The following is a 25,968-nucleotide window of genomic DNA, read 5'->3' on the forward strand; positions in this document are numbered from 1 at the left end:
TCAGCCGATATTACTTGGCCGCGTCCGGCGCTGTGCGCGTGTCGACATCGACGACAACGCTGAGACCGGCGCGCAGGCGACCGCTATCGAGAGCATCCTGCGGCAGCGAGATGCGAACCGGCACGCGCTGGATGATCTTCGTGAAGTTGCCCGTCGCGTTTTCCGGCGGCAGCAGCGAGAAGACGGAACCGGATGCCGGCGAAATCGACTCGACCGTGCCGACAATCGGATGATCATCATAGGCATCGACGTGCACGTTGACCTTCGAGCCCGGGACCAGATGCTGGATCTGAGTCTCCTTGAAGTTCGCGTCGATATAGAGCTGACGGACCGGCACGAGCGCCATCAGGCGTTGCCCGGGCGACACCAGATCGCCCTCCTGCACTGAACGATTGCCGACGACGCCGTCGTAGGGCGCCTTCAGCACCGTGAAGGAGAGGTCACGGGCGGCCTTGTCGCGCGAAAGCTCGAGCTGGCGGATCGTGCCTTCGGCTTCCCGGCGCTGCGCCTGCAGGAGCGTGATGTTGGCGTGCGCGGAAGCAATCGCGGCGTCGCCACCGACGAGGTTCGCCTTTGCCTGATCGAGCGCGATGTTCGCAGCATCGAGGTTGGCGGTCGTACCGACCGACTTGGATTGCAGCTCGGCAGCGCGGGTCTGGGTGATCTGCGCGCCGCGAACGGTGGCTTCCAAAGCCGCCTTCTGGGCCTCGGCCTGATCGAGACTTGCCTGCCCGCCGGCGATCTGCGCGTCGATGCGCTGCAGCGAGAGCTTTTCCGTTTCGAGTGAAGCAACCGCCTGGTCAAGTGCCAGCTTGTAATCGCCGTCGTCGAGCGACGCCAGGATATCGCCTGCCTTGACCTTCTGGTTGGCAACGACATTCACCTTGGCGACATAGCCGGTGACCTTCGGCGAGATCGTCGCGATATCGCCTTCGATATAGGCGTCATCGGTCGAGACCATGAAGCGGCCCGTGGTCCACCAATCGTAACCATACCAGGCAGCGCCCGCGAGCAGCGCAAGGCCAATGATCGGCAGAGCAAAGCTACGCTTTTTCTTCTTTTCGGCAGGAGCGGCCTGCGTATCAGCAGGAGCTTGCGGCGCGCGCGGTGCTTCCGCGGTAGGAACTGCTGCTTCCTGAGCCCTGCCCTCGGTATCAGCAGGCTCGCTGACGATGCGGGCAACATTGGCTTTTGAACTGGACGACATGGGCAGCTACCGGTAAATCGAGTGAATTTAATCGAACTGAACGGTTCGGTTCAGTTGACATAGAACCTTTTTCCATTCATATCAAGTTATATCGAACCGGTTGGTTCGGTTTTATTAACGAAAAATTCGCTGATGCGATCATGGTTAAGGAGCGATGACAGAGCTTTCCGATACGCGCGTGGACGACTCCCCCTCGACAGGCGGCCGGTGGGCCGCAGGCGAAGACCCTGCCAAGCGCAAGCAAATTCTCGACGGCGCCCGACGCGTTTTCATGAAACTTGGCTTCGATGCCGCGAGCATGAACGATGTAACGCGCGAGGCCGGAGTTTCAAAGGGAACGCTCTACGTCTACTTCGCCAACAAGGAAGAGCTCTTCACCGCGATGATGGAGAGCGAGCGCGCGGCTTTCGTCACCAGCGTGCGCAATACTCTCAAGGAATCCAATGATCCCGACGTCGCGCTGCACGACTTCGGCATGACCTTTGTCAGCCACCTGACCGAGGATAAGGTTATCAATGCGATGCGCACGGTCATCGGCGTACGCGACCGCATGCCGCACCTCTGTCAGCGCTTTTTCAGCGGCCCGGAGAACATCCGGACGGTGTTAAAGGACTTTCTGACAGCCCAAGTCGAGGCCGGCCGTTTCGAGATCGACGACATTGAGCTTGCCGCCCGGCAGTTTCTGGAACTTTGTGGTGGAAGCTTCTTCAAGCTGCGCCTGTTCGGCGACATGGACGCCCCGCCTCCACGCGAGGAGATGGATCGCGTTGTCAATGGCGCCATCCGTGTCTTCACGGCGGCCTACGGCGTCAAGAAGCAGCCCTGAACCCGTCCCTTTGATTTCTCTCGCCATTCGCGCCAGAATCCCGCAACCGGGATCAAGCGCGACCTGTTGCTCTTCGCTATGAAGGGCATGCAGCCAAGGGAGAGCAAATGAGCGCCGTCGGACGAGCGATCTGGTTCATCGAAACTCATTTCGGCAACGACATCACTCTGGAAGAGATTTCGGAGGTTGCCGGTCTTTCGCGCTACCATCTTTCGCGCGTCTTCGGGCTGGTCACCGGGCATTCGATCAGCAGCTATATCCGAGCCCGCCGCCTGAGCGGTGCGGCACGGACGCTGGTCGATCAACCGGGCAGCATTCTCGAGGTTGCCCTCGACGCGGGTTACAGCTCGCACGAGGCATTCACCCGTGCCTTTCGCGACCAGTTCGGCCTAACACCCGAGGCCGTCCGCAAGCAGAGGCACACGCGCAACCTCGCACTTCTGGAGCCTATCCGCATGGACCCCACTCGCCTTCCCGAACTCGAACCACCACGTTTCGAAACCTTGCCGCCGATGCTCTTTGCCGGCCTGCAGGAGATCTACCCCTACGGCGGCAATGCCGCGATCCCCTCGCTATGGCAAAAATTCAATGTTCATTTCGGCAACATTCCCGGCCAGATCGGCAATGTCGCCTATGGAATCTGCACGCATATCGAGGGTGAAGCCGAGAAATTCCGCTACATGGCGGCCGTGGCAGTCAGTAACGGCAGCGACCTGCCGGCCGGCTTTTTAACCCTGAAGATCCCCGGTCAGCGCTATGCCGTCTTTGCCCATCGAGGCCACGTTTCAGGCATTTCCGCAACGATGCATCGGATTTTCGGAGACTGGATGCCGAATTCCGGTATAGAGTTCGGCAACATGCCCGACATGTTCGAACGCTACGACGATCGCTTCGATCCCTATACCGGCACGGGCCTGACGGAAATCTGGATTCCCATCAAGGAATAAAACTCGTCGTGCTTTCGTATATCCCCTTGCGCGCTTGCCAAGGCAGGCCGCGTCCGTACATTGCGAGCGTCAAACTATGTGGCGCAAGGGGATAAACGCCGATGCAAGATATCATGATGCTCGTTCAGGACCCGGCTGCCTGGGTGGCCCTCGTCACCCTCGTGGTGATGGAAGTGGTCCTCGGGATCGACAACCTCATCTTCATCTCGATTCTCACCAACAAGCTGCCACCTGAACATCGCGAGAAGGCCCGCACGCTTGGCATCGGCCTTGCTCTCATTATGCGTCTTGCCCTCCTCGGTACCATTGCCTGGATCGTGAAGCTGACCACGCCGATCTTCGAACTGTTCGGCCACGGCTTCTCGTGGAAGGACATCATCCTGATTGCCGGCGGTCTCTTCCTGCTGTGGAAGGCGACGAAGGAAATCCACCACAACGTCGATCCGACCGATCACAACGAGGATTTCATTGCGACAGCAGTAACAACAGGCTTTACCGCCGCGATCGGCCAGATCCTGCTGCTGGACCTCGTTTTCTCGGTCGACAGCATCATCACCGCGGTCGGCATGACGCCGCACCTGCCGATCATGGTCGTCGCCGTGGTCGCGGCCGTAACCGTCATGCTGGTTGCCGCCACGCCGCTTGCGAACTTCATCGAGAAGAACCCGAGCATCGTCATGCTGGCCCTCGCCTTCCTGATGATGATTGGCATGACCCTGATCGCCGAGGGTATGGGCGTGCACGTGCCGAAGGGCTATGTCTATGCCGCGATGGCCTTCTCCGCGCTCGTGGAAGCCCTCAACATGCTCGCTCGCAATGCCCGTCAGCGCAGAAAGCAAGGCGGCCACTGAGACAAGCATGGGGCGCGGTTCCGCTGCCGCGCCCTAAAGCATGTCCCCCAGGCTCCAGTGATTGCCCCATCGGACATCGATCTCGTCATCGACGTTTTGATAGCGGATATCCGTCGACAACCTTATCCGGTTCGAGACGCTTTGGTTCGTGGTCGAGGCGTGGATCATGTAGGGACTATGCAAGACCACGTCGCCGGCTTCGTAGTCGGCGATCAGCCAGCGCGTGCCGAAGCGCTCCGCCATGTCAGGAAGATCCTTCGAAACCCAGCCGCCCTCGGTCATGTTGCGGTTGAAGGCGCTCACCCTTTCCTCTGCGGACAAGTCGCGGCTCTTCCTGGAAAACTCCTCCTCCATACGGACGCCGATGGCATGCGAGCCCTCGAGGTAAACGAGCCCACCCATGTCGACCGACGTATCGCCGATCGGAATCCAGGCGGTCACCAGCCGGTTGGTGCCACCGCGCAGGTAGACGAGATCGTAGTGCGCCGGCGTCGCTGTCGTCGTGCCCGGCTGGGTAAAGCGCATAATCTTGCGCTTGTGCAGGTAGGAGATACCCGAAAGGAACTCATCCATGAATCCGGCAAGCCGTGGCTGCGCGCAAAAGCCCTCGAAGGCGACAGAGCGGACAAGCGACATCAGAATACGATCGACCTGACCTTTGTCGACACCTGTGCCGGCGGATAATCCGAGCATCGGATCGGACCCGGGTGCGACAAGCCCGCCGCGCGCCAGATGCAAGAAAACCCAGCCGCGAAAGGCATTGACCACATCCGGATCGAGAAAGCGCTTCAACCAGACATAGCCACTTTCGCGATAAAGCCTGCGGATCGCCTCCATGCCGATCGACGGGTCCGTCGGCACGAGTTCACCCAACCGGTTCGGCGCGGTCGAGAGAATCTTCCCGTTCGCGACTAGGTCGATCGCCGGCGCTCGATCCGGCTTGCGATCCGCAGCACGACTTGACATTCCGATCACTCCTAAAGCGAAATAGACGCTTGAAATCTGAAGAAAAAGAAATGAGCATTCCATGGACGGAAGAAACGGCTGGACTTTTCGCTCATGACTGAGCTCCCGATCGCTCTTTATCGTTCTTCCTCTCCCGGCTCCACAGTGCTCACGGTCACCGGGTTCGGTCGCCAACGTATCGGAACGCGTATCGTCAACCGCCGGCTGCCGATGCACGCGGTCGTCCTCGTGGAAGCCGGGCAAGGCACGCTGCAGACGGCAAAGGCCGGTGTTCAGGAGATCAACGGCCCGTCGCTCTTCTGGCTGCCCGCCGGGACGCGGCATTCCTATGGTCCGACAGAAGGCGAGAGCTGGGAGGAACGATGGGCTCTCTTCGAGGGCACGTTGACGGCGGATCTGATCCGTCAGCGCCTGATCTCACCAATAGAACCGGTGGTGCGTCTACAGAATCTCCGCGAGACGCAGCACCTTTTCGGGGCGCTTCATTCTGACTTTGTTGCGGGCGATCCGCTTAGCCTCGCGTCGGCCGCGGCAACGCTTCACCGCATCGTTGTCCAAGCAGCCCGGCAGGCAAACGCAGGCAGCGATGATGCGGCGGATGTCAAGATCGAGCTGGTCATCGAGACCTTGCAGCGTCGGGCATTCGAGCCGGCGGACATGCAATCCGTCGCGCGGGAGTTCGGCATGTCCCCGGCAACGTTGCGACGGCGTTTCCATGGAGCCATTGGCTTGTCACCGAAGGCTTTCCAGCTGCGCCTCCGCATCGATCGAGCCAAGCAGCTGCTGACGACCACCGATCTTTCGATCGAGGCGATCTCCAATGCCATCGGCATCGATGATGCATTCTACTTTTCGCGGCTATTTCAGGATCGCGAACACTGTTCGCCGAGCGAGTTCCGCCGCCAGTACCGCAGAACATGACTGCGGCCGGATCGAAACCGGCCGCAATCACACATTGATTTGATCCTACTGCGCTGCTCAGTGCGCGCCGGCGCCCCCGCCGGCCTGCGTTTTCTTGGTGAGCAATAGAGCGAAAGCGGCAATGGCAAGCACGACACCGATCACGGCGAAGGTATCGCTGAAGCCTAGGATCAAAGCCTGACGTCTGACAATTTGACCCAAGGCGACAATGGCTTTGTGGCTGGCGACGGCCGGATCGGAGACGCCGTGCGCCAGGAAATAATTGGTCGTTTGGCCGAGGCGATCACGAACCTCGTCGCGAGCCAGCGTCACAGACTGACCGATGATATTCGAATGGAACTGCTCGCGTTTGGTCAGGATGGTGCCAAGCGATGCCGTGCCGACCGCGCCGCCGAGGTTGCGCAACATGTTCGTCAGGCCCGAGGCAGCCGCCGCGTCCGCCGCAGCGATGCCGCCCGTGGTGATCGCGGTAACCGGCGTGATGACCAGTGCCTGACCCATGGCGCGCACGATGTTCGGGATCCAAAACTGGTCACCTGCATTGTCGGACGAAAGCCAGATGTTCATGAAGCAACTGACGGAGAAGACGCTCACGCCGACGACGGCGAGCACACGGACATCCACGCGCTTCATCATCCATGGGATGAGAGGGATCAGCATCAGCTGCGGCAAACCAGTCCATGCAAGAACGTTGCCGATCTGCTCGGCGTTGTAACGCTGCACCTGGCCGAGATATTGCGGGACGATGTAGACGGACCCGAACAGGGCTACGCCGACCAGCACGTTGACGACAACACCGATGCCGAAATTACGCTGCTTCAGCAGGCGCAGCTTCACGAGGGGCCTTTCGACCTTGAGCTCGATCCAGATGAAGGCTGCAAGGAAGACAAAAGCAACAATGCTGAGCTTGATGATGAAGGGCGAGGAGAACCAGTCGTCCTTGTTCCCTTCCTCAAGCACCGTCTGCAGGGCAGAAAGGCCGATCGCCATGGTAACGATGCCGGCCCAGTCGCCTTCCTTCAGCAGGTGGAGCTGCATCGGCTGCTTCTCGAGCGTCAGGGCAAGAGCCACCGCCATGATGGCACTGGGAACGGTGTTGATGAAGAAGATCGTCTGCCAGCCGTAATTCTCTGTGAGATATCCGCCGATTGTCGGCCCGATGGCCGGCGCGAAGGTCACCGACAGAGCAAAAAGCGCCAGGCCGAGCGGTTGCTGGCTCTTCGGCAACTTGGTCAGCACCATGGTGAAGGCCATGGGGATCAGGACGCCGCCGGCGAGCCCCTGGAGGCCGCGAAACACGATCATCGTGCCAAGGTCGTGCGCGAACGCACATGCCATTGAAAACAGCGGAAAGAGGATGGAATTGACGAGAATGTAGCGGCGAAACGAGAAGACGCTGCTGAAATAGGCCGTCAGCGGTATGACGACGATCTCGCCGATCAGATAGGAGGTGGAGATCCAGGCGCCGTTGTCGACGCCGGTTCCGATGCCGCCCTCGATGTTGAGCAGTGAAGCATTGGTGATCTGGATGTTGAGGATTGCCATGAACGCACCGATCATGCCAGCGCAAACGGCTATCCAATCCTTCGTGCTGGCTCGCGGCTGGGAGACTGCAATTGAAGTAGACATGACAAGATCCTCATCCCGCGCCCGTTACGCTCCGGGAGCCGTATCGGCGGCCTTGGTGTTGATGCTTGGTTGCACCGACATGCCGGGGCGAAGGTCGCCAGCCGCCGTGCCATTGCCGTCGAGCACGATCTTGACCGGGATACGCTGGACGACCTTCGTGAAGTTGCCGGTGGCGTTATCCGGCGGCAGCAGTGCGAATTCCTGGCCGCTCGCCGGTGCGATGCTATCGACATGACCGCGATAGGTGCGGCCGGGGAACGTATCGACTTCGATGTCAACAGGCTGGCCGGCATGCACATCGGTCAGCTGCGTTTCCTTGTAGTTCGCGACGATATAGGCAGCGCTGGTCGGGACGACCGACATCAGCTGCGTACCTGCCTGGACGTACTGGCCAACGCGCAGTGTCCGGTTGCCGACAGTGCCGTCGACGGGCGCTACGATCGTGGCATAGGAGAGGTTGAGCTCGGCCTGGCGCTCAAGCGCCTGGCTACGGCCGAACGCAGCTTTTGCCTGGGCAAGCTCGGCATTCAGAAGATCGACCTGTTTTACGGCTGCCTCGAGGGCCGCGCTGTCGCGCACGATCGTTGCCTGTGCAGCGGCGATCTGCGAGGCGGCCTGCTGGGCGGTCTGGACCGGGGCATAACCGTTATTGGCAAGGCTCGAATAGCGCTTGTTGTTCTGCTCGGCGAACGTTTCGTTGGCCTTATCGACTTCGACCGTGGCGCCGGCGGCAGCGATCGTCGATTGCTGGATCTCAAGGGCCGCCTGCTTGGCGCTTAACGTGGCTGCCGCAGCGGCAACATCCGCCTTCGCCTGGTCGAGCGCGGCCTGGAAATCGCGGTCATCGATACGCGCGAGCGGATGGCCGGCCTTGACGGCCTCGTTGTCGTTGACGAGCACCCGGGCGATATAGCCTGAAACCTTGGGGGCGATCGTGCTGTTGTCCGCCTTCACATAGGCGTCGTCGGTCGACACATGGAAGCGACCGACCGTCCAGTAATCGTGCCCATAATAGGCACCTGCGACCACGATCGCGATGGCAGCTGCGCCAAGCAGCAGCGACCGACCTGGTCGCTTGCGAGCCTGCAGCGTGTTAGCGGCAGCGCGCGGCGCCTCCGCGTGCAGCGGCTTGCCGGCCTCAAGCGTTTCTGGGGCTGCCTCGGCGACCGTTTCGGCGCTTGGGGCGGTGTTGTTGTTCAGAGCATGCAGCTTCTGGGCGGTCATTGTTTTCTCCGGATCATGGCCGCTATCGCGCGGAACGCAGCCTGATGCACAAAATGGAAAATTGACGTTTTCCAAAATATGCTCTATAAAATCGATGTCAACATGAATTTGGAAAATAGTGATGGTCCAAAATCACAAGATCGAGAGAAGGCCGCGAGGCAGACCACAGGCGCGGTGCGATGACGACACCAGAAGCGTCATCATTGAGGCTGCCAACAAGCAGTTTCACGAGAATGGATATGCGACGGCGAGCATAGCAGCGATCGCGCAGGAAGCGGGCGTTTCGACAAAGACGCTCTACCGGCTGTTTCCGACGAAAGCCGACCTCTTCTCCGACCTGATTTCCGATCGCATTAGCCGCTTTTTGCTGGCCCTCGACCCGACTACGCTTGCCGCGGCCGATCTGCGCCAAGGCCTCGAGCGGATGCTGATGGCCTATGGCATGCTGACACTCTCTGACGACACCATCACCATGATGCGCCTCGTGATCGGCGAGTCCGACCGTTTCCCCGAAATCTCCGCATCCTTCTATGAAAAAGCCATCGTTCGAACGAGCGCACTGATGGAGGGATGGCTGCGCAAACAGGTCGATCGCGGCCTCATCGCTCTCGACGACCCGCATGCCGCTTGCGGCATGTTGCGCGGCATGATGGCCATGGAGCCACAGCGCGCCGCAATGCTGCGGCAGCTGCCGGCGCCCGGGATCGAGGAGATCGCTGCCCGGGCGAAAATGTGCGCCGATCTGTTTCTGAACGGCGCGGCAGTCGTTCCAGCTTAGTCGCCGCGCTTAAGCGCGGAGAACCGCCTCAGGCGGTCTTTGCAAGCTCCTTGTCGATGGCAGAAGTCAGTCGCTGATCGTCGGCCGTGACATCAGGCGCAAACCGCGCCACGATCTTGCCATCGCGGCCAATCAGAAACTTTTCGAAATTCCACAGGATATCGCTCTTGTCGCCGGTCTCGATGCCGTGATTGCGCAGCCGCTCCCGCATCGGACCTTCGCCAACTGCCGTCCCGGCAGCGGCTGTCAGCAGCTGGTAGAGCGGATGCTTGTCATCGCCCTTCACCGAGATCTTCGAGAAGATCGGAAACTTCACGTCATAAGTCAGGGTGCAGAATTCAACGATCTCGGCATCCGTGCCGGGTTCCTGCCCCTTGAAATTGTTCGCCGGAAAGGCGGCAATCACGAAGCCGCGCTCGCGTTTGTCCTCATAGAGCTTCTCGAGCCCTTCATACTGGACAGTCAGGCCGCATTTGGAGGCGACATTGACGACCAGGATTACCTTGCCGCGGTGATCGCTCAGCGTTGTCTCGCGGCCGTCGGCCAGCTTCACCGGTATGTTCAAAAGATCAGTCATCACTATCTCCAGCATGAATTCCGCCGCGGAAGCTATACCCACCCGTGCGTTTGTCCAGCAGGCAGATGCAGTCCACTGGCAAAATCAAACAAAACAGCTAGTTTGCCCCAGGAGCACGGGAGGGCGCGACGCAAGATGGTGCTGGAATTGCTGGTGGCGGTCGTTGTCTTCGCTTTGCTCATGACAGCCTCGATCGGAACGATGCTGACTTACTCGAAGCTGCCGGTACATCACCGCCAGGACGAGACCAATACCGTCGTCCGGCTGGTCGCCAACATCTTCGTCGTTATGACATCGCTTGTCTTTGGCCTGATGATCAATTCGTCAAAGAACACCTTCGCCGAGATCGATAAGAACGTTCACGCCTTCGCGACGCAAATCATCCTTCTTGACCGAACCCTGCGCACCTATGGCCTCGAGGCCAACGAAACCCGTAAGCGCCTGGAAAACTACGTCGAAAAAGCGCTGACCAATCCGGCGCGCGCCGCCACTGATCCAATGGTCAAGAGCGACCGAACGAGCGAGCTTGCCCTCAATGCCGTCGGCGACAGCCTTTCGCTGATCAGGCCGTCCGACCCGGGGCATGTTGCGCTCTGGAACGACGCCCGCCAGCAGTACCAAAGGATCGTCGAGCAACGCTGGATCATCGTCGAACAATCGGAAGGCGTCATTCCGAGGCCGCTCATCACGATGCTGACGGCGTGGCTGACCTTGATCTTTGCCAGCTTCGGCTATCGTGCGCCGAGAAACATCATCGTCGTCCTGATGTTCTTCATGTCCGCGCTCCTCATATCCCTGTCGATCTTCATCGTGCTGGATATGGACATCCCGTTTTCGGGCTGGATCCAGATTTCCGATACGCCCCTTCGCAGGGCGCTGGCCGAGCTTCAACAATAGCAATTTGCGGAACGCTGAGCAGCATCGCGCTCGTATTATCGCGACACCGACGAGATCCTGGCGCAAACGATCCGCGTCCTTGAAGTGCCGAACAGGAACTTTGCACCCGGCACAGCATTGATTAGTCCAGGAAGGCTTACAGATATCAAGGCGGCAGGCGCACGCCCGTCGCTCGGCCTCGAGACGCTGGAGTCGCATGACAACACAGCAGATCCTCGCCTTCAGCGTGATCGGCCTGATGATGGCGATCTTCATCTGGGATCGCTTCCGCTATGATCTGGTCGCCTGTTGTTCCCTTGTTCTGGCAGTAGCTGTCGGCATCGTGCCTTTCGACAGGGCATTTTCGGGCTTCAGCGATGACATCGTCATCATTGTAGGCAGTGCGCTCATCGTCAGCGCCGGCGTCGCGCGCTCCGGAATCGTCGACACCACGATCAAGCGATTCTTCCCCAATCTGACCAAGCTGCATGCGCAACTCGCCCTGCTGCTCATCGTTGTCGCCGTTCTCTCTGCCTTCATCAAGAACATCGGCGCGCTTGCGATCATGATTCCGGTCGCTTTCCAGTTTGCCCGCAAGAGTGGGAGATCACCATCGTTCTACCTGATGCCCATGAGCTTTGCCGCCCTTCTGGGCGGGCTGATGACCCAGATCGGCACCTCGCCGAATATCGTGGTCTCGCGACTTCGCGGCGAAATCAGTGGTGAACCCTTCACGATGTTCGACTTCACGCCGGTCGGAGCGACGCTAACACTGGTCGGCATTGTCTTTCTGATCTTCTTCCACTGGCTCCTTCCCGAGCGACAGAACGAGAATCCGTCGCTGGAGGAAGCGCTGGATCTCAAGAACTACTTTTCCGAGGCAACCGTCGTGGAGGGCGCGGGTTTCGAAGGCAAGGCACTCAACGGTATCCTGCAGCTTGGCGATGGAGAAGTAATCGCAACCGCGATCCTGCGCGGGCATTCACGCCTCTCGCCCTTCCCTGACATCCTGCTGAAAGCAGGTGACACGATCCTGCTGGAGGGGCGCCCGGAGGCGCTGGACCGCGTCGTTTCCAATGCCAAGCTCAAGCTTGCCGGCAAACCGATCCCTGAGGCGAAGGCCGAAGGAGACGTCACCTCCATCGAAGCGGTGATTTCATCCGAGTCCATGCTGGTCGGCTGGTCCGCGCGCCAGCTTTCACTGTGGAACCGCCGTCGGATCAACCTGCTTGCCGTCAGCCGCCACGGTCACCGGCTGACAGAGCGCCTGAGCGAAGTGACCCTGCGCGCCGGCGATGTTCTTGTGTTACAGGGCAGCCGCCGAAACCTGCCTGCCTTCCTGCAGGAATTCGCCTGCCTTCCCCTGGCGCAGCGCGACATCATGCTCGGCACGCCGCGCAGGGCCTATGTGCCGCTGCTGATCCTCGCCGCTGCGATGGGTGTAACCGCAGCCGGAATGGTTCCGGTTTCGGTTGCCTTCTTCTGCGCGGCGCTGGCAATGGTCGTCTTTCGGGCAATCCCGCTCGCCGAGGTCTACAAGGCCGTGGACGGGCCGATCCTGATCATGCTTGCGGCTCTGATCCCCGTCTCCGACACACTGCGAACGACCGGCGGCAGCGATCTGATTGCCGGCTGGCTTGGCCACTTTGCGGCCCAGATGCCGCCCTTCGGCGCATTGGCGCTGATCCTCATCACCGCCATGGCGGTAACCCCGTTCCTCAACAATGCGGCAACGGTTCTGGTCATGGCGCCGATTGCCGCAAGCTTCGCCCAGACACTCGGATACCGGCCAGAGGCGTTCCTGATGGCGGTCGCCGTTGGAGCGGGTTGCGATTTCCTGACGCCGATCGGCCACCAATGTAACACACTTGTCTTCGGCCCGGGCGGTTACCGCTTCAGCGACTATCCTCGCCTCGGCCTGCCGCTGTCCTTCATCATCATCCTCGTCAGCGTGCCCGCCCTGCTATACGTCTGGCCGGTTCGTTGACCAAATTGCCCATTTTCCTTGACGCGCGCGGTCGAATATGGCCTTAAGGCCAGCCAAATGGGCAATCGGCGGATGAACGGGGGCAGTGCCCTTTTCCAGCCGGTTTCCTGATCCAGTTATCTGCATTCTTTCCGGCCGAACGTCGCTTTCCCAGGAAAAGCCGTCCGGCATTCATTTGACGGGCACATAAAAATGACAGCTTCCGGCGTCCGCGTCCGCATTGCTCCCTCGCCGACCGGCGAGCCGCATGTCGGCACTGCTTACATCGCACTCTTCAACTATCTTTTCGCCAAGAAGAACGGCGGCGAGTTCATTCTGCGCATCGAAGACACCGATGCGACGCGCTCGACCCCGGAATTCGAAAAGAAGGTGCTGGACGCGCTGAAATGGTGCGGCCTCGAATGGAAGGAAGGTCCTGACATCGGCGGTCCCTACGGCCCCTATCGTCAGTCCGACCGCAAGGATATCTACACGCCATACGGCCAGGAACTGCTGGACAAGGGCCACGCCTTCCGCTGTTTCTGCACGCCGGAGCGGCTGGAAAAGATGCGCGAAGAGCAGCGCGCCGCCGGCAAGGCACCGAAGTATGACGGTCTTTGCCTGAAATACTCGGCCGAAGAAGTCAGATCAAAGATGGCAGCTGGCGAAGGCTCGGTCATCCGCATGAAGATCCCGACCGAAGGCTCCTGCGACTTCACCGATGGCGTCTACGGTGATGTCTCGATCCCGTGGGACTCCGTCGACATGCAGGTCCTCATCAAGGGCGACGGCATGCCGACCTATCACATGGCAAACGTCATCGACGACCATCTGATGCAGATCACCCACGTCGCGCGCGGCGAAGAGTGGCTGGCATCGGTGCCGAAGCACATCCTGCTTTATCGCTATTTCGGTTGGGAACAGCCGGTGTTCATGCATCTTTCGCTGATGCGCAACGCCGACAAGTCGAAGCTCTCGAAGCGCAAGAACCCGACCTCGATCTCCTATTATTCCGCTCTCGGCTATATCCCGGAAGCGCTGATGAACTTCCTCGGCCTGTTCTTCGTGCAGATCGCCGAAGGCGAGGAGCTGCTGACGATGGACGAACTCTCGGAAAAGTTCGACCCCGAAAACCTCTCCAAGGCCGGCGCGATCTTCGACATCCAGAAGCTCGATTGGCTGAACGGTCGCTGGATCCGCGAGAAGCTGTCGGAAGAGGAATTCCAGGCCCGCGTGCTCGACTGGGCAATGGAGAACGACCGCCTGAAGGCTGGCCTGCGCCTGTCGCAGTCGCGTATTTCCAAACTCGGCGAACTCCCGGAACTCGCAGGCTTCCTGTTGAAGTCCGACCTCGGAGTGGACCCCTCGACCTTCGCCAAGATCAAGTCGCCGCCGGAAGAGATCCTGGAGATCCTCAACACCGTTCAGCCGGACCTTGAAAAGATCCTCGAATGGAACGTCGAGACGATCGAAGCCGAGCTGCGCGCGATAGCCGACCGCATGGGCAAGAAGCTGAAGGTCGTCGTGGCGCCGCTCTTCGTTGCCGTCTCCGGCTCCTCGCGCTCGCTGCCGCTCTTCGACTCGATGGCGATCCTCGGCCGCTCCGTCGTGCGTCAGCGGTTGAAACTGGCCGCCCAGGCAGTTGCCTCCCTCGTCGGCCCGAAGAACTGAACCGGACGTTTGCATCATGACCGAAAAGACCGAAACAGCGACCCTTTCCTCCGACGCAACCGAAGTCCGCGCCCAGAAGCTGAAGCTGCTGCGCGAACAGATCGGTGACGTCTATCCCGCGCATTTCCACCGGACCATGACCAATGCCGAACTGGCGAAGAAGTACGAAGGCCTCGAGTCTGATGTCGAGACACAGGATGTCGTGACCGTTGCCGGTCGCGTTTATTCCTCGCGCAATTCGGGCATGTTCATGGATATCCATGACGCCTCCGGCAAGATCCAGATCTTCAGCCACAAGGACGTGACGCCGGAAGAAGCACGCAACATGCTCGGCATGATCGATATCGGCGACATCATCGGCGTCACCGGTACGGTGCGCCGTACGAAGCGCGGCGAATTGTCGATCAACGCCCGCGAAATCACGATGCTGACGAAGTCGCTACTCCCCATGCCGGAGAAGTGGCACGGCGTCTCCGACGTCGAGATCCGCTATCGCAAGCGCCACCTCGACATCATGACCAACGAGGAATCGAAACTCCGCTTCCAGCAGCGCTCGAAGATCGTCTCCGGCATCCGTCGCTTCATGGAAAACGACGGCTTCATGGAAGTCGAAACGCCGATGCTGCACTCGGTCTATGGCGGCGCCACCGCCGAGCCGTTCAAGACGCATCACAACACGCTGAAGCTCGACATGTACCTGCGCATCGCGCCGGAGCTGTATCTGAAGCGGACGCTGGTTTCGGGCCTCACCGACAAGGTGTTCGAGATCAACCGCAACTTCCGCAACGAGGGCGTCTCGACCCGGCACAATCCAGAATTCACGATGATGGAGTGCTACTGGGCCTATGCGGACTACGAGGACATCATGGACCTCGTCGAGCGGCTGTTCGAAAGCCTGGCGTTGTCGATCCACGGCACGACGGAATTCCCCTTCGGCGACAAGGTGATCTCCTTCAAGGGTCCGTTCAAGCGCGTTCCGATGCCCGACGCCGTCAAGGAAGTGACCGGCATCGACTTCCTCGCCATGAAGACGGACGAGGAAGCCCGCGCAGCCGCCAAGGCGGCCGGCTTCGAAGTTGAGAAGGATTGGACCTGGGGCGAATGCCTTGCCTTCATCTTCGAAGAGAAGGTTGAAGCGACGCTGATCCAGCCATCACACGTCACCCATTTCCCGAAGGACATCTCGCCTTTCGCCAAGGAAGTCCCGGGTGAGCCGCGCCTCGTCGAGCGCTTCGAGACCTACTGCAACGCCTGGGAACTCGGCAACGCGTTTTCGGAACTCAACGATCCGGAAGAGCAGCGTCGCCGCATGGTCGAGCAGCTGGAGCAGGCGCACGCCCGCGGTGAAAGGGAAAAGCAGCTGGACGACGAATTCCTCGATGCAATCGACCAGGGCATGCCGCCGGCAGGTGGCCTCGGCATCGGCGTCGATCGCCTGATCATGCTGCTCACCAACGCTCCGTCGATCCGAGACGTGATCCTCTTCCCGGCTCGCCGCAGCAAGGCAGACTGAGCCGGCTCATACGGAACAGAAAAGGCGGCGGCCCGGTCGGCTCGCCGCCTTTTTTCGTTCGAACCGTCAGTGACCGGCAGCGGGCGCTGATTCCGCTGGCGCAGGTTCCCCTGCAGGCGCCGCGTCTTGCCCGCCACCCTCGGCCGACTTTTCTTCCTTCGGCTCTTCCTTCTTCTCACCCTTGCCCTCGCCACCCTTCGTTGAGGCAACGGCGATCGGATCGATGCAGTCGGAGTATTCCTTGAAGGACGCGTTCAGCGCTGTGATCTCGTCCTCGGGCAGATCGACACGTTCGCCGAAGAACAACCCGTTGGCGGCAGCCTCGCCGTCATAATAGCGGGCGGTGTACGTCTTCGCCTCCGCGCTTTCGAGAACGGGATCGGGATGCGGAATGTAGACGACGTCGGCGCCGATCGCCCGGCCGCGAATATCGGAACGCAGCGTCGGTCCATTGGTATCGAGCACAACGACCTGCACGAGATCGGGCTTCTGTGCATTGTAGATCGCCTTGGCCACGCGAAGCGCGGTCTTGACCCGCGTCATGCCATCGGTCGGCTCGGTCTTGATATACTTGCGGATCCAGACGCGGTTCTGTTTCTTAATAGTGACGAGATTGACGTCGGTGCAGGAGAGACCGTTCATCGTCTCCGCGGAAAGGCCGAGGATCTTGTCTTTGCCGATGAACAGCGCGGCGCCGCCGGAGACGCCCCCGAGGAGGGCGACGCCAGCGATGATAAACACCAATTTCCGGGAAGGCCGGAAGATGCGCAGTAGGGCCTTCACGCCAACTGCTCCGCCATTAACGAGCTCCAACGCAATACGAGTGGTCTCGACGCTAGAGAAATGACGTTTCCGAATACTTAAACGAGCCCTCCAAGTTTGCGTCAGTATGGGATTAGCACCAAAAAAGGTCCAAGCTTTCCCTATGCTTGCCAATATCCTCGCGACCATGCTCTAACGGCGTATGGCCTTCACGCTCCGCCAGATCCAGTATTTCGTAGCCGTCGCCGAACAGGGCTCCGTAACGCGTGCCGCGCAGAACCTTTCGATCTCGCAATCCTCGGTTACGGAGGCGCTGAAAGAACTAGAAACCGATCTCGGCGTCGCGCTCTTCGAACGCCATCCGCGCGGTCTGTCGATCACCCACAATGGCCATCAGTTCCTTCGCCATGCGACGAAAATCCTGGCGAGCGTTTCTGATGCGCGCACCAGCTTTTCCGGCAAGCAGAATGAGCTGTCAGGCACGCTCAATATCGGCGTCACCTCGCTGGTTGCCGGCTACGTGCTCTCCGACCTCTTGGCCCGCTATCGCCGCGCCTGCCCAGGCGTCGAAGTCAGCGCCATCGAGGACAATGGCAGCTATCTCGAGCATCTGCTGGTCGGCGGCGAGCTGGATGTGGCTGTCATGGTGATCTCCAACCTGCGTGACCGCATGGCCCTGCAGGCGGAAATTCTGGAAACCTCGCCCTACAGGCTGTGGCTGCCCATGGGCCATCCACTGGTCTCCGCCGACATCATCTCCGTCGCCGATATCGCCCGCGAGCCGCTGATCATGCTGACCGTCGACGAAATCGAGGAGAACACCGGCAAACTGCTTTCGGCGCTCGGCGCGCGCCCGCATGTTGCCTTCCGCACGCGTTCGGTGGAAGCGGTGCGCAGCCTGGTCGCCACCGGCGCCGGCGTGGCGCTGCTGCCGGATCTCGTCTATCGCCCCTGGTCGCTGGAAGGCGACCGCATCGAGAGCCGCGACGTGTCCGGCTCGCTCCCCGTCGTCCAGGTGGGCATGGTCTGGCGCAAGGGGTCGAGCCTGCCGCAGGCGGCCCGCGACTTTGTGGGCATTGCGGAGGCGCTCCGGTCCGGTCGACCGCGCTGAATGCCAGTATTGATATCGGATTTTCCGATATCGGCTTTCTGATAAATGAATTTGCGAAACCGGAAAATTCGGCGCACTTTTTCATCCGGGAACATAACGCCACGAAAAGTGGCAAAACCGGGAGACATCAGATGAAATATCTTCTGAAATCGTGCACTGCTGCCCTCGCGAGCTTAAGCTTCGTGACGCAGGTGGCCGCCGCCGAACCGCTGAAGGCGCTCGGCAAGGGCGAAGGTGCAGTGAGCATCGTAGCCTGGGCGGGTTACATCGAACGCGGCGAAAGCGACAAGAGCTACGACTGGGTCACCGCCTTCGAAAAGGAAACCGGCTGCAAGGTCTCCGTCAAGACGGCCGCGACCTCGGATGAAATGGTCTCGCTGATGAACGAAGGGGGCTTCGACCTCGTCACCGCGTCCGGCGACGCATCGCTTCGCCTGATCGCCGGCAAGCGTGTCCAGCCGATCAACACCGACCTGATCCCGAGCTTCAAGAATGTCGATCCGCGTCTGCAGAAGGGGGCGTGGTACACGGTCAATGGCGCCCACTACGGCGTACCCTACCTCTGGGGGCCGAACGTTCTGATGTACAACACCGATGCCTTCAAGGATAAGGCGCCGACCAGCTGGAAGGTCGTCTTCGAGGAAGAGACGCTTCCGGATGGCAAGTCAAATAAGGGGCGTGTCCAGGCCTATGACGGCCCGATCTATATTGCGGATGCCGCCCTCTACCTGATGGCGCACAAGCCAGACCTCGGCATCAAGGATCCTTACGAGCTGAACGAAGACCAGTACAAGGCAGCCCTCGATCTGCTGCGCGGCCAGCGCAAGCTCGTTTCCCGCTACTGGCACGACGCAATGATCCAGATCGACGACTTCAAGAACGAGGGCGTGGTCGCCTCGGGCTCCTGGCCGTTCCAGGTCAACCTGATGCAGGCCGACAAGCAGAAGATCGCCTCCACCTTCCCGGAAGAAGGGGCAACCGGCTGGGCTGATACGACCATGCTGCACGTCGACAGCGAGCACCCGAACTGCGCCTACATGTGGATGGAGCATTCGCTGCAAGCCAAGGTCCAGGGCGACGCCGCTGCCTGGTTTGGCGCGGTGCCGTCGGTCCCCGCAGCCTGCAAAGGCAACGAATTGCTGACCGACGAAGGTTGCGCAACGAACGGCTTCGACCACTTCGACAAAATCAAGTTCTGGAGAACGCCGACCGCGAAGTGCGCCACGCAGAACGAGTGCGTGCCGTATCACCGTTGGGTATCTGACTATATCGGCGTGATCGGCGGACGATAATTTCGCCCGCGACCTCTTCTTCTCCTCGCTCGGGGAGAATACGCCCTGCGAGGGCAGACGAGGGGGCAACCGAGCAAAAGAGCGGACGTCAGCGCGGGGCGCGATGACGGAACGCCGAGTTGCCCCCTCGTTGGAGCCTTTTGGGCCACCTTCTTCCCGCTGCGAAGAAGTCAAAACAGACACTACATTTCCGGAGCTTACAATGATCCCCGCCGTCCGTTTCCAACAGGTCTCGCGCCATTTCGGGCAGGTCCGTGCCGTCGACGGCGTCGATCTCGAAATTGCGCCGGGCGAATTCTTCGCCATGCTCGGCCCTTCCGGTTCCGGCAAGACGACGTGCCTGCGCCTGATCGCCGGCTTCGAGCAGCCGACGGACGGCCATATCGAAATATTCGGCGAAACGGCAGAGGGCATTCCGCCCTATCGCCGCAACGTCAATACGGTCTTCCAGGACTACGCGCTCTTCCCACATCTCAACATCCTCGACAACGTCGCCTATGGGCTGATGGTCAAGGGCATCGGTAAGGCCGAACGCACCAAAGCCGCCGAGCAGGCGCTCGAGCTTGTGAAGCTTCCGGGCTACGGCGCGCGCAAGCCTGGCCAGCTCTCCGGCGGCCAGCGGCAACGCGTGGCGCTCGCCCGCGCCCTCGTCAACAAGCCGAAGGTCCTGCTCCTCGACGAACCGCTCGGCGCGCTCGATCTGAAACTGCGCGAGCAGATGCAGGAGGAGCTGAAGAGCCTGCAGCGCGCGCTCGGCATCACATTCGTCTTCGTCACTCATGACCAGGGCGAGGCGCTGTCGATGGCCGACCGCGTCGCCGTCTTCAACAATGGCGGGATCGTCCAGGAAGGCACCCCGCACGACATCTATCGCTGCCCGAAGACACGCTTCGTCGCGGATTTCGTCGGCTCCTCCAATGTCATTGCGCCCGATCTGATGACCGCGCTCGGCGGCGAGAAGCGTTGGGCGAGCCTGCGTCCGGAAGCGATCCACGTCGCCGGCGAAGGTGTCGAGGCGCGTGTGGAGCACGCGAGCTTCCTGGGTGCTGCAACCCGCTTGTCGGTCGATATCCGCGGCACGCGGCTGCACGTCATGCTGCCTGCCGGCGCCCACGTGCCGGAAGTCGGCACGAGCGTTCGCCTCGCTTGGCAGCCTGTGGACGTGCATTACATGGACGACGCAGCATGACCACCCTTGCGCTGACCAAGCCGACCGATCTGCGCGAGACCTCGATCCTGCCCGGTCGCGGTGGCTTCTTCGGACGGCTTTCCGATGCCTTCTGGCGGCGTCCGAAACTGCTGCTCTTCCTGATGCTGACGCCGCCGCTGCTGTGGCTCGGCATCATCTACATCGGTTCGCTGATCGCGCTGTTGTTACAGAGCTTCTTCTCGATCGATGACTTCTCAGGCCTGGTGAATTACGAATTCACGCTCGCGACCTATGCTCAGCTCCTCAGCCCGACGAATTTCGACATCATCATCCGCACCATCATCATGGCGGCGCTGGTGACACTGGCCTCCGCCGTGGTCGCCTTCCCGATCGCCTACTATGCCGCCCGTTATGCGCAGGGCAAATGGAAGGCGCTGTTCTATCTCGGTGTCATGCTACCACTCTGGTCGAGTTATCTCGTCAAGATCTATGCCTGGAAGCTGATCCTGGCCAAGGAAGGCATCCTCACCTGGATCTTCGAGAAGATGCACCTTTCCTGGCTGCTCGACGGCATTCTCAACCTGCCCGTCATCGGCGGCAATTCGCTGTCGGTCAGCTATCTCGGCACGTTTGTCGTCTTCGTCTATGTCTGGCTGCCCTACATGATCCTGCCGACACAAGCAGCGCTCGAACGCGTCCCCGGCAACCTCATCGAGGCCTCGTCCGACCTCGGCGCTACCCCGAGCCAGACGTTCCGCACAGTGCTTTTTCCGCTGGCGCTGCCCGGTATCGTCGCCGGCTCGATCTTCACCTTCTCGCTGACCCTTGGCGACTACATCATTCCGCAGATCATCGGCTCGTCGCGTCTCTTCATCGGCCAGGCGGTCTACGCCCAGCAGGGCACGGCAGGCAACGTCCCACTCGCGGCCGCCTTCTCCGTCGTGCCGATCGTCATCATGGCCATCTATCTCTGGCTCGCCAAGAAACAGGGGGCCTTCGATGCGCTCTGACCGTTCAAAGCGTTCGCCGCTGTTCCTGAAGATCGCCGCAGCCGGCGGCCTGCTCTTCCTGCACCTGCCGATCCTATTGATCTTCGTCTACGCCTTCACGACGGAGGAAAAGAGCTATCAATGGCCGCCGCCGGGGCTGACGACGCAATGGTTCGCCATCGCCTGGAACCGTCCAGATGTCTGGTCGGCGCTCGGCCTGTCCGTGCAGGTCGCCTGCATCGCCACATCAATCGCACTGGTGCTTGGCACCCTCTGCGCCGCGGCGATCAGCCAGACGAAGTTCTTCGGCCGCGAGGCGATCTCGCTGCTGGTCATCCTGCCCATCGCGCTCCCCGGCATCATCACCGGCATTGCGCTGCGCTCGGCCTTCAGCCTGTTCGATATTCCCTTCTCGGTCTGGACGATCGTGCTTGGCCACGCGACCTTCTGCGTCGTTGTCGTCTACAACAACGCCGTCGCCCGCTTCCGCCGCACCTCCGGTTCGCTGATCGAGGCATCGATGGATCTTGGCGCCGATGGCTTCCAGACCTTCCGCCACGTCATCCTGCCGAACATCGGCACGGCGCTTCTGGCCGGCGGCATGCTCGCCTTCGCGCTGTCGTTCGACGAGGTCATTGTCACCACATTCACCGGCGGACAGCAATCGACGCTACCGATCTGGATGCTCGAAGAACTCATCCGCCCGCGGCAGCGCCCGGTCACCAACGTGGTCGCGATGGTCGTCGTGCTCGTCACTTTCCTGCCGATCCTGGCAGCGTACTACCTCACTCGCGACGGCGACCAGATCGCCGGAGCCGGCAAATAACCAGAGTGGGATGCGGAAAAGTGTGAAGCGGTTTTCCGCCCACATCCCACTCCGTCAACAATAAGGGAGAACATCATGGACACCGCGATGCTGATTGGGTCCCGCTTCGAAGCGGGCACGGAAACGGAAGAGCACATCCTGAACCCGAAAACGGGCGAAACCGTGCTTGACCTGCCGGAAGCCTCGCTTGGCCAGATCGACGCCGCCGTGGACGCCGCGGAAGGCGCGTTCAAGCACTGGTCGCAGACGACGCCGGGCGAACGCTCCAGCTACCTTCTAAAGATTGCCGATGCGATCGAAAAGGATGCTGCGGGCTTTGCCGCATTGGAAGCGCTGAACTGCGGCAAGCCGATCAACGCCGTGCTGAACGACGAGATCCCGGCGATAATCGATTGTTACCGTTTCTTCTCCGGTGCGGTCCGCAACCTGCACGGCCCGGTCGCCGGTGAATATCTGCCGAACCACACCTCGATGATCCGCCGCGACGCCGTCGGCATCGTCGGCTCGATCGCGCCGTGGAACTATCCGCTGATGATGATGGCCTGGAAGCTCGCGCCGGCGATCGCCGGCGGCAACACCGTCGTCTTCAAGCCTTCCGAACATACGCCGTTGACGGCCCTGAAGATGGCGAAACTGCTCTCCGAAATCCTGCCGGAAGGCGTCGTCAACGTCGTCCTCGGCCGCGGCGAAAGCGTCGGCAACGCGCTGATCAACCATCCGAAGATTTCGATGCTGTCGATCACCGGCGATGTCGCCACCGGCAAGAAGGTGCTGCAGGCGGCCGCCAAGACCGTCAAGCGCACCCATCTGGAACTCGGCGGCAAGGCCCCCGTGATCGTCTTCGACGACGCCGATATCGATGCCGTCGTCGCGGGCATCCGCACTTTCGGTTACTACAATGCCGGCCAGGACTGCACAGCAGCCTGCCGCATCTATGCAGACGCTAAGGTCTACGACAAATTCGTCGCCGACCTCTCCTCGGCCGTCTCCTCGATCAGGTTCAACCAGGCAGACGATACCGAAAACGAAATCGGCCCGCTGATCTCCAAACGCCAGCGTGACCGCGTCGAAAGCTTCGTCGCCCGCGCCGGCGAGCACAAGCACATGGAGATCACGACCGGCGGCAAGACGTCAGGCGACAAGGGCTTCTTCTACACGCCAACGGTCATCGCGGGCGCCACGCAGGATGACGAAATCGTTCGTCGTGAGGTCTTCGGCCCCGTCGTCTCGGTCACCCGCTTCACCGATGTCGAGGATGCCGTCACCTGGGCGAACGACAGCGACTATGGCCTCGCCTCGTCCGTCTGGACCAAGGATATCAGCCGCGGCATGAAGACCGCCGCCCGTCTGCAATATGGCTGCACCTGGATCAACACCCACTTCATGCTCACCAATGAAATGCCGCATGGCGGCGTGAAGCAATCAGGCTACGGCAAGGACATGTCCGTCTACGCACTGGAAGACTACACGGCCGTCCGCCACGTGATGATCAATCACGGCTGATCCGCGCGCCGGGCCGCTGGCCCGGCCCGCAAACCAAAAACAATAGATACGCAAAGGGGAGTCCATATGAAACGCCGCACCATTCTTGCCGCCCTCGGCGGCATCTGCCTAGCGTCGACGCTTGCCGCTGCGCCGGTCTATGCCGCCGATCAGACGCCGCTTGAGGTCGTCCAACAGTATCTGGCCGCATGGAACGCCCACGACGCCGCCAAGGCCGCCTCTTACTTCGATGAGAAGGTGAGCTACTACGACTCAACCGTCGGCAAGCCGACAGTTGGAAGGGCCGAAGCCAAGGCCGGAGTCATCGACAACTTCATGACCGCAGCGCCGGATCTGAAATGGGTGATGCGCGGCGATCCGATCGTCAGCGGAAACAAGGTCTCCTTCGAGTGGACCTTTTCGGGCAACAACAGCGGTACCTGGGCCGATGGCACAAAAGCGACCAACAAGTCCTTCTCCTTCGATGGCGCTTCGGTCTTCGTGATTGAGAACAACACCATCAAGCAACAGTCGGATTATTACGACGCCCTTGGCTTCTACAAGCAACTGGGCCTGATGTAACTCGACGATCCGCGCGAAGGCGCCCGCACCAAGGGTGCCGTCAAACCGCCGGCTCGGCCGACACTCCCACACGCGCCAATCGCGGGAACCGCGCATGGAACAAATTTCCTCGCATTGCGTCATCCAAGCGATGAACAAAGAGGAAAACATCCATGCTTAAATGGGCCCTTATATTCTTCGTTATTTCGCTGATCGCCGGCCTCCTAGGTTTTTCCGGGATATCGGCGGCCACGGCGACGATCGCACGTGTCCTCTTCGGCATTGCCCTGGTGATCTTCCTGATCTTCCTCGTCCTGGCGTTGCTGGCTGGCAATGCTGTTGTGTAGCTTTGTCGGTCAGCCAAGCAGGCTTGCGCCAACATTGATCGCCAAAGCAAGGATCGTCGTATTGAACAGGAACGAGAGAACTGAGTGAAGAAGCGTCAGCTTTCGCATCGCGGTAGAGGTCGTCGCCACATCCGCAGTCTGCGAGGCGACGCCGATGGTGAAGGAGTAATAGAGGAAGTCCCAATAGACCGGCTCGTCATTGCCTTCCGGAAACTTCAGCCCCTCCGCCTTGTCCTCGCCACCATAGAAGCGGTGCGCGTAGTGGACGGTGAAGAGTGTGTGCAGGAAGACCCACGAGTTCAGAATGGTGACGATGGCCACGAGTGCCCGCGCCAAGGCTTCGCTTGGTCCGGCGTCCTTGGCGAAGTGAAGTTCGAGCGCGATACCGCCGATGCTCGCGACGGCTGCGACAATCGACAGCGCCAGCAGGAAAACATCTGAAAAGTCGAGATCCTCAGCCCGCTTGCGGATGCTGGCGACAGTCGCACGCAACATTCGCCGCCAAGTCAGCGCCGTAAATACGACGGCGCTAACGTTCCAGCCGAAAATCAGGTTCTGCGGATTGACCTCCCTACTTGTCAAAAGCAGGAACGTCACTAACCCGGCGGCCACCGCGACGACGAAGACCATATGCTTGCGCACTTGCCCCATGACCCGATTTTCCCGGTCCGCCGTGCCTTCCGCCATTGCTGTCCTACCGATGCAAGATTGCCTTTGATATCAGCTTGATGGCGGCGGGAGCAATATGGCTTCAGCCGGTCCAGCCGCCATCGACGACATGGATCTGGCCAGTGGTGAAGCCTGCATCATCGCCGGCAAGATAGGTCACAAGTGCGGCAATCTCCTCGGGTGTCGCAATGCGTCCCATTGGCTGGCGGGCGATGAAATCCTTCAACGCCTTCTCGTAGTCGCCGGTGGCACGCAAACGATCATGCAGGGAGGGGCTGTCCACCGTGCCGGGGCAGATCGCGTTGGCGCGGATGCCCTTGGCAACAAAGTCAGACGCAATCGACTTGGTGAGCCCGATCACGGCTGCCTTCGACGCACTATAGGCGAAGCGATTGGGCACGCCCTTCACACTGGAAGCGACCGAGGCCATGTTGACGATCGAGCCCTTGCCTTTTTCCAGCATGCCCGGAAGAAAGGTACGGCAGGTCGTATACATGGCCTTGGCGTTGAGGTTGAAAGAGAAATCCCAATCCTTCTCCTCGCATTCGAGGATCGTGCCCGCATGCACGAAGCCCGCGCAATTGAAGAGAACGTCGATCGGGCCGATCTCGGCCGCGAAGGCGCGCACGGCATCGCTATCAAGCACGTTCAGAACATGTTTCTCGGCACCTTCCAGCGTGGAAAGCGTCTTCCCGTTGATATCGGTCGCGTAGACATGCGCGCCGAGCGAAAGGAAACGCTCAGCGCTCGCTCGACCAATACCCTGACCTGCCGCCGTGATGACGACCTTCTTGCCTTCCAAACCGTGGCTCATACGTCCTCCCATA

General features: G+C 60.5%; 25 protein-coding genes. 17 read left to right on the plus strand and 8 right to left on the minus strand.

Translation table 11 applies throughout. The annotated features are described in order from the left end of the window. Positions 1 to 10: 10 nt before the first annotated feature. The gene (locus NBG89_RS14235) at positions 11 to 1,207 is read right to left on the minus strand and encodes an HlyD family secretion protein (protein WP_431320492.1); all 1,197 of its coding nucleotides are present in this window, start codon (positions 1,205 to 1,207) and stop codon (positions 11 to 13) included. Between the two features lie 154 nt (positions 1,208 to 1,361). Between NBG89_RS14235 and NBG89_RS14240 the strand changes: the two genes are divergently transcribed. The 3 genes from NBG89_RS14240 (at position 1,362) to NBG89_RS14250 (ending at position 3,831) form a co-directional block, all read left to right on the plus strand. Beyond that, complete coding sequence (locus tag NBG89_RS14240) at positions 1,362 to 2,033, plus strand: TetR/AcrR family transcriptional regulator (RefSeq protein ID WP_431320493.1); 672 nt, start codon at positions 1,362 to 1,364, stop codon at positions 2,031 to 2,033. A 107-nt stretch (positions 2,034 to 2,140) separates the two neighbouring features. Beyond that, positions 2,141 to 2,980 carry an AraC family transcriptional regulator gene (locus NBG89_RS14245; RefSeq protein WP_431320494.1) on the plus strand — a complete coding sequence of 280 codons (840 nt, stop codon included), beginning with the start codon at positions 2,141 to 2,143 and terminating at the stop codon, positions 2,978 to 2,980. Positions 2,981 to 3,081: 101 nt separating this feature from the next. Continuing rightward, positions 3,082 to 3,831, plus strand: coding sequence for a TerC family protein (locus NBG89_RS14250; protein WP_088692161.1), 750 nt, complete (start codon positions 3,082 to 3,084; stop codon positions 3,829 to 3,831). A gap of 33 nt (positions 3,832 to 3,864) precedes the next feature. Here NBG89_RS14250 and NBG89_RS14255 read toward each other — a convergent pair whose 3' ends face one another. Beyond that, entirely contained in the window at positions 3,865 to 4,797 is a 933-nt protein-coding gene (locus NBG89_RS14255) for a phytanoyl-CoA dioxygenase family protein (RefSeq protein WP_431320495.1), read from the minus strand. A 93-nt stretch (positions 4,798 to 4,890) separates the two neighbouring features. Here NBG89_RS14255 and NBG89_RS14260 point away from each other — a divergent pair, with 93 nt between their 5' ends. Continuing rightward, a complete protein-coding gene (locus NBG89_RS14260; RefSeq protein WP_431320496.1) occupies positions 4,891 to 5,718 on the plus strand; it encodes a helix-turn-helix domain-containing protein in 828 nt (275 codons plus the stop codon). A gap of 57 nt (positions 5,719 to 5,775) precedes the next feature. On the opposite strand, the gene NBG89_RS14265 is transcribed toward NBG89_RS14260, so the two are convergent. Both NBG89_RS14265 and NBG89_RS14270 read right to left on the minus strand, forming a co-directional pair. After that, on the minus strand, positions 5,776 to 7,347 hold the full coding sequence (locus NBG89_RS14265) for a DHA2 family efflux MFS transporter permease subunit (RefSeq protein WP_431320497.1): 1,572 nt from the start codon (positions 7,345 to 7,347) through the stop codon (positions 5,776 to 5,778). A 24-nt stretch (positions 7,348 to 7,371) separates the two neighbouring features. After that, a complete protein-coding gene (locus tag NBG89_RS14270) occupies positions 7,372 to 8,571 on the minus strand; it encodes an HlyD family secretion protein (RefSeq protein WP_431320498.1) in 1,200 nt (399 codons plus the stop codon). 121 nt (positions 8,572 to 8,692) lie between these two features. On the opposite strand from NBG89_RS14270, the gene NBG89_RS14275 reads away from it, so the two are divergent. Continuing rightward, positions 8,693 to 9,349: a TetR/AcrR family transcriptional regulator gene (locus NBG89_RS14275; protein ID WP_088692164.1), complete on the plus strand. Its 657-nt coding sequence runs from the start codon at positions 8,693 to 8,695 to the stop codon at positions 9,347 to 9,349. 28 nt (positions 9,350 to 9,377) lie between these two features. Here NBG89_RS14275 and NBG89_RS14280 read toward each other — a convergent pair whose 3' ends face one another. Then, positions 9,378 to 9,926, minus strand: a complete 549-nt coding sequence (locus NBG89_RS14280) for a glutathione peroxidase (RefSeq protein WP_431320499.1) — start codon at positions 9,924 to 9,926, stop codon at positions 9,378 to 9,380. A 135-nt stretch (positions 9,927 to 10,061) separates the two neighbouring features. On the opposite strand from NBG89_RS14280, the gene NBG89_RS14285 reads away from it, so the two are divergent. The 4 genes from NBG89_RS14285 (at position 10,062) to lysS (ending at position 15,952) form a co-directional block, all read left to right on the plus strand. Beyond that, complete coding sequence (locus NBG89_RS14285; protein ID WP_431320500.1) at positions 10,062 to 10,823, plus strand: hypothetical protein; 762 nt, start codon at positions 10,062 to 10,064, stop codon at positions 10,821 to 10,823. A gap of 196 nt (positions 10,824 to 11,019) precedes the next feature. Beyond that, complete coding sequence (locus tag NBG89_RS14290) at positions 11,020 to 12,789, plus strand: SLC13 family permease (protein WP_431320501.1); 1,770 nt, start codon at positions 11,020 to 11,022, stop codon at positions 12,787 to 12,789. Between the two features lie 192 nt (positions 12,790 to 12,981). Continuing rightward, on the plus strand, positions 12,982 to 14,439 hold the full coding sequence (gltX, locus tag NBG89_RS14295) for a glutamate--tRNA ligase (RefSeq protein ID WP_431320502.1): 1,458 nt from the start codon (positions 12,982 to 12,984) through the stop codon (positions 14,437 to 14,439). 16 nt (positions 14,440 to 14,455) lie between these two features. Further along, the gene (gene lysS, locus NBG89_RS14300) at positions 14,456 to 15,952 is read left to right on the plus strand and encodes a lysine--tRNA ligase (RefSeq protein WP_431320503.1); all 1,497 of its coding nucleotides are present in this window, start codon (positions 14,456 to 14,458) and stop codon (positions 15,950 to 15,952) included. Positions 15,953 to 16,018: 66 nt separating this feature from the next. On the opposite strand, the gene NBG89_RS14305 is transcribed toward lysS, so the two are convergent. Further along, a complete protein-coding gene (locus tag NBG89_RS14305; RefSeq protein WP_431320504.1) occupies positions 16,019 to 16,735 on the minus strand; it encodes a hypothetical protein in 717 nt (238 codons plus the stop codon). A 181-nt stretch (positions 16,736 to 16,916) separates the two neighbouring features. On the opposite strand from NBG89_RS14305, the gene NBG89_RS14310 reads away from it, so the two are divergent. The 8 genes from NBG89_RS14310 (at position 16,917) to NBG89_RS14345 (ending at position 24,472) form a co-directional block, all read left to right on the plus strand. After that, positions 16,917 to 17,825 (plus strand): LysR family transcriptional regulator, encoded by a 909-nt coding sequence (locus NBG89_RS14310; RefSeq protein ID WP_007527791.1) that lies wholly within the window; start codon positions 16,917 to 16,919, stop codon positions 17,823 to 17,825. Between the two features lie 131 nt (positions 17,826 to 17,956). Then, entirely contained in the window at positions 17,957 to 19,117 is a 1,161-nt protein-coding gene (locus NBG89_RS14315; protein WP_431320505.1) for an ABC transporter substrate-binding protein, read from the plus strand. Positions 19,118 to 19,319: 202 nt separating this feature from the next. Then, positions 19,320 to 20,306 (plus strand): ABC transporter ATP-binding protein, encoded by a 987-nt coding sequence (locus tag NBG89_RS14320; RefSeq protein ID WP_431320506.1) that lies wholly within the window; start codon positions 19,320 to 19,322, stop codon positions 20,304 to 20,306. Beyond that, positions 20,303 to 21,277, plus strand: coding sequence for an ABC transporter permease (locus NBG89_RS14325; RefSeq protein ID WP_431320507.1), 975 nt, complete (start codon positions 20,303 to 20,305; stop codon positions 21,275 to 21,277). Before NBG89_RS14320 ends, NBG89_RS14325 begins: the two co-directional genes overlap by 4 nt. Then, a complete protein-coding gene (locus NBG89_RS14330) occupies positions 21,267 to 22,082 on the plus strand; it encodes an ABC transporter permease (protein ID WP_431320508.1) in 816 nt (271 codons plus the stop codon). The genes NBG89_RS14325 and NBG89_RS14330 overlap by 11 nt, the downstream gene beginning before the upstream one ends. 75 nt (positions 22,083 to 22,157) lie before the next feature. Further along, entirely contained in the window at positions 22,158 to 23,585 is a 1,428-nt protein-coding gene (locus NBG89_RS14335) for a gamma-aminobutyraldehyde dehydrogenase (RefSeq protein WP_431320509.1), read from the plus strand. A 66-nt stretch (positions 23,586 to 23,651) separates the two neighbouring features. After that, positions 23,652 to 24,146, plus strand: coding sequence for an ester cyclase (locus NBG89_RS14340; RefSeq protein ID WP_431320510.1), 495 nt, complete (start codon positions 23,652 to 23,654; stop codon positions 24,144 to 24,146). Positions 24,147 to 24,298: 152 nt separating this feature from the next. Further along, the gene (locus NBG89_RS14345; protein ID WP_088692176.1) at positions 24,299 to 24,472 is read left to right on the plus strand and encodes a DUF1328 domain-containing protein; all 174 of its coding nucleotides are present in this window, start codon (positions 24,299 to 24,301) and stop codon (positions 24,470 to 24,472) included. A 9-nt stretch (positions 24,473 to 24,481) separates the two neighbouring features. Here the strand turns inward: NBG89_RS14345 and NBG89_RS14350 are convergent, their stop codons facing one another. Both NBG89_RS14350 and NBG89_RS14355 read right to left on the minus strand, forming a co-directional pair. Then, on the minus strand, positions 24,482 to 25,159 hold the full coding sequence (locus NBG89_RS14350; protein WP_431320511.1) for a DUF1345 domain-containing protein: 678 nt from the start codon (positions 25,157 to 25,159) through the stop codon (positions 24,482 to 24,484). A 64-nt stretch (positions 25,160 to 25,223) separates the two neighbouring features. Then, positions 25,224 to 25,955 carry an SDR family oxidoreductase gene (locus NBG89_RS14355; protein ID WP_431320512.1) on the minus strand — a complete coding sequence of 244 codons (732 nt, stop codon included), beginning with the start codon at positions 25,953 to 25,955 and terminating at the stop codon, positions 25,224 to 25,226. Between the last annotated feature and the right edge of the window lie 13 nt (positions 25,956 to 25,968).

Origin of the sequence: Rhizobium sp. YTU87027 (genome assembly GCF_050644135.1) — a bacterium.
Lineage (GTDB): Bacteria > Pseudomonadota > Alphaproteobacteria > Rhizobiales > Rhizobiaceae > Rhizobium.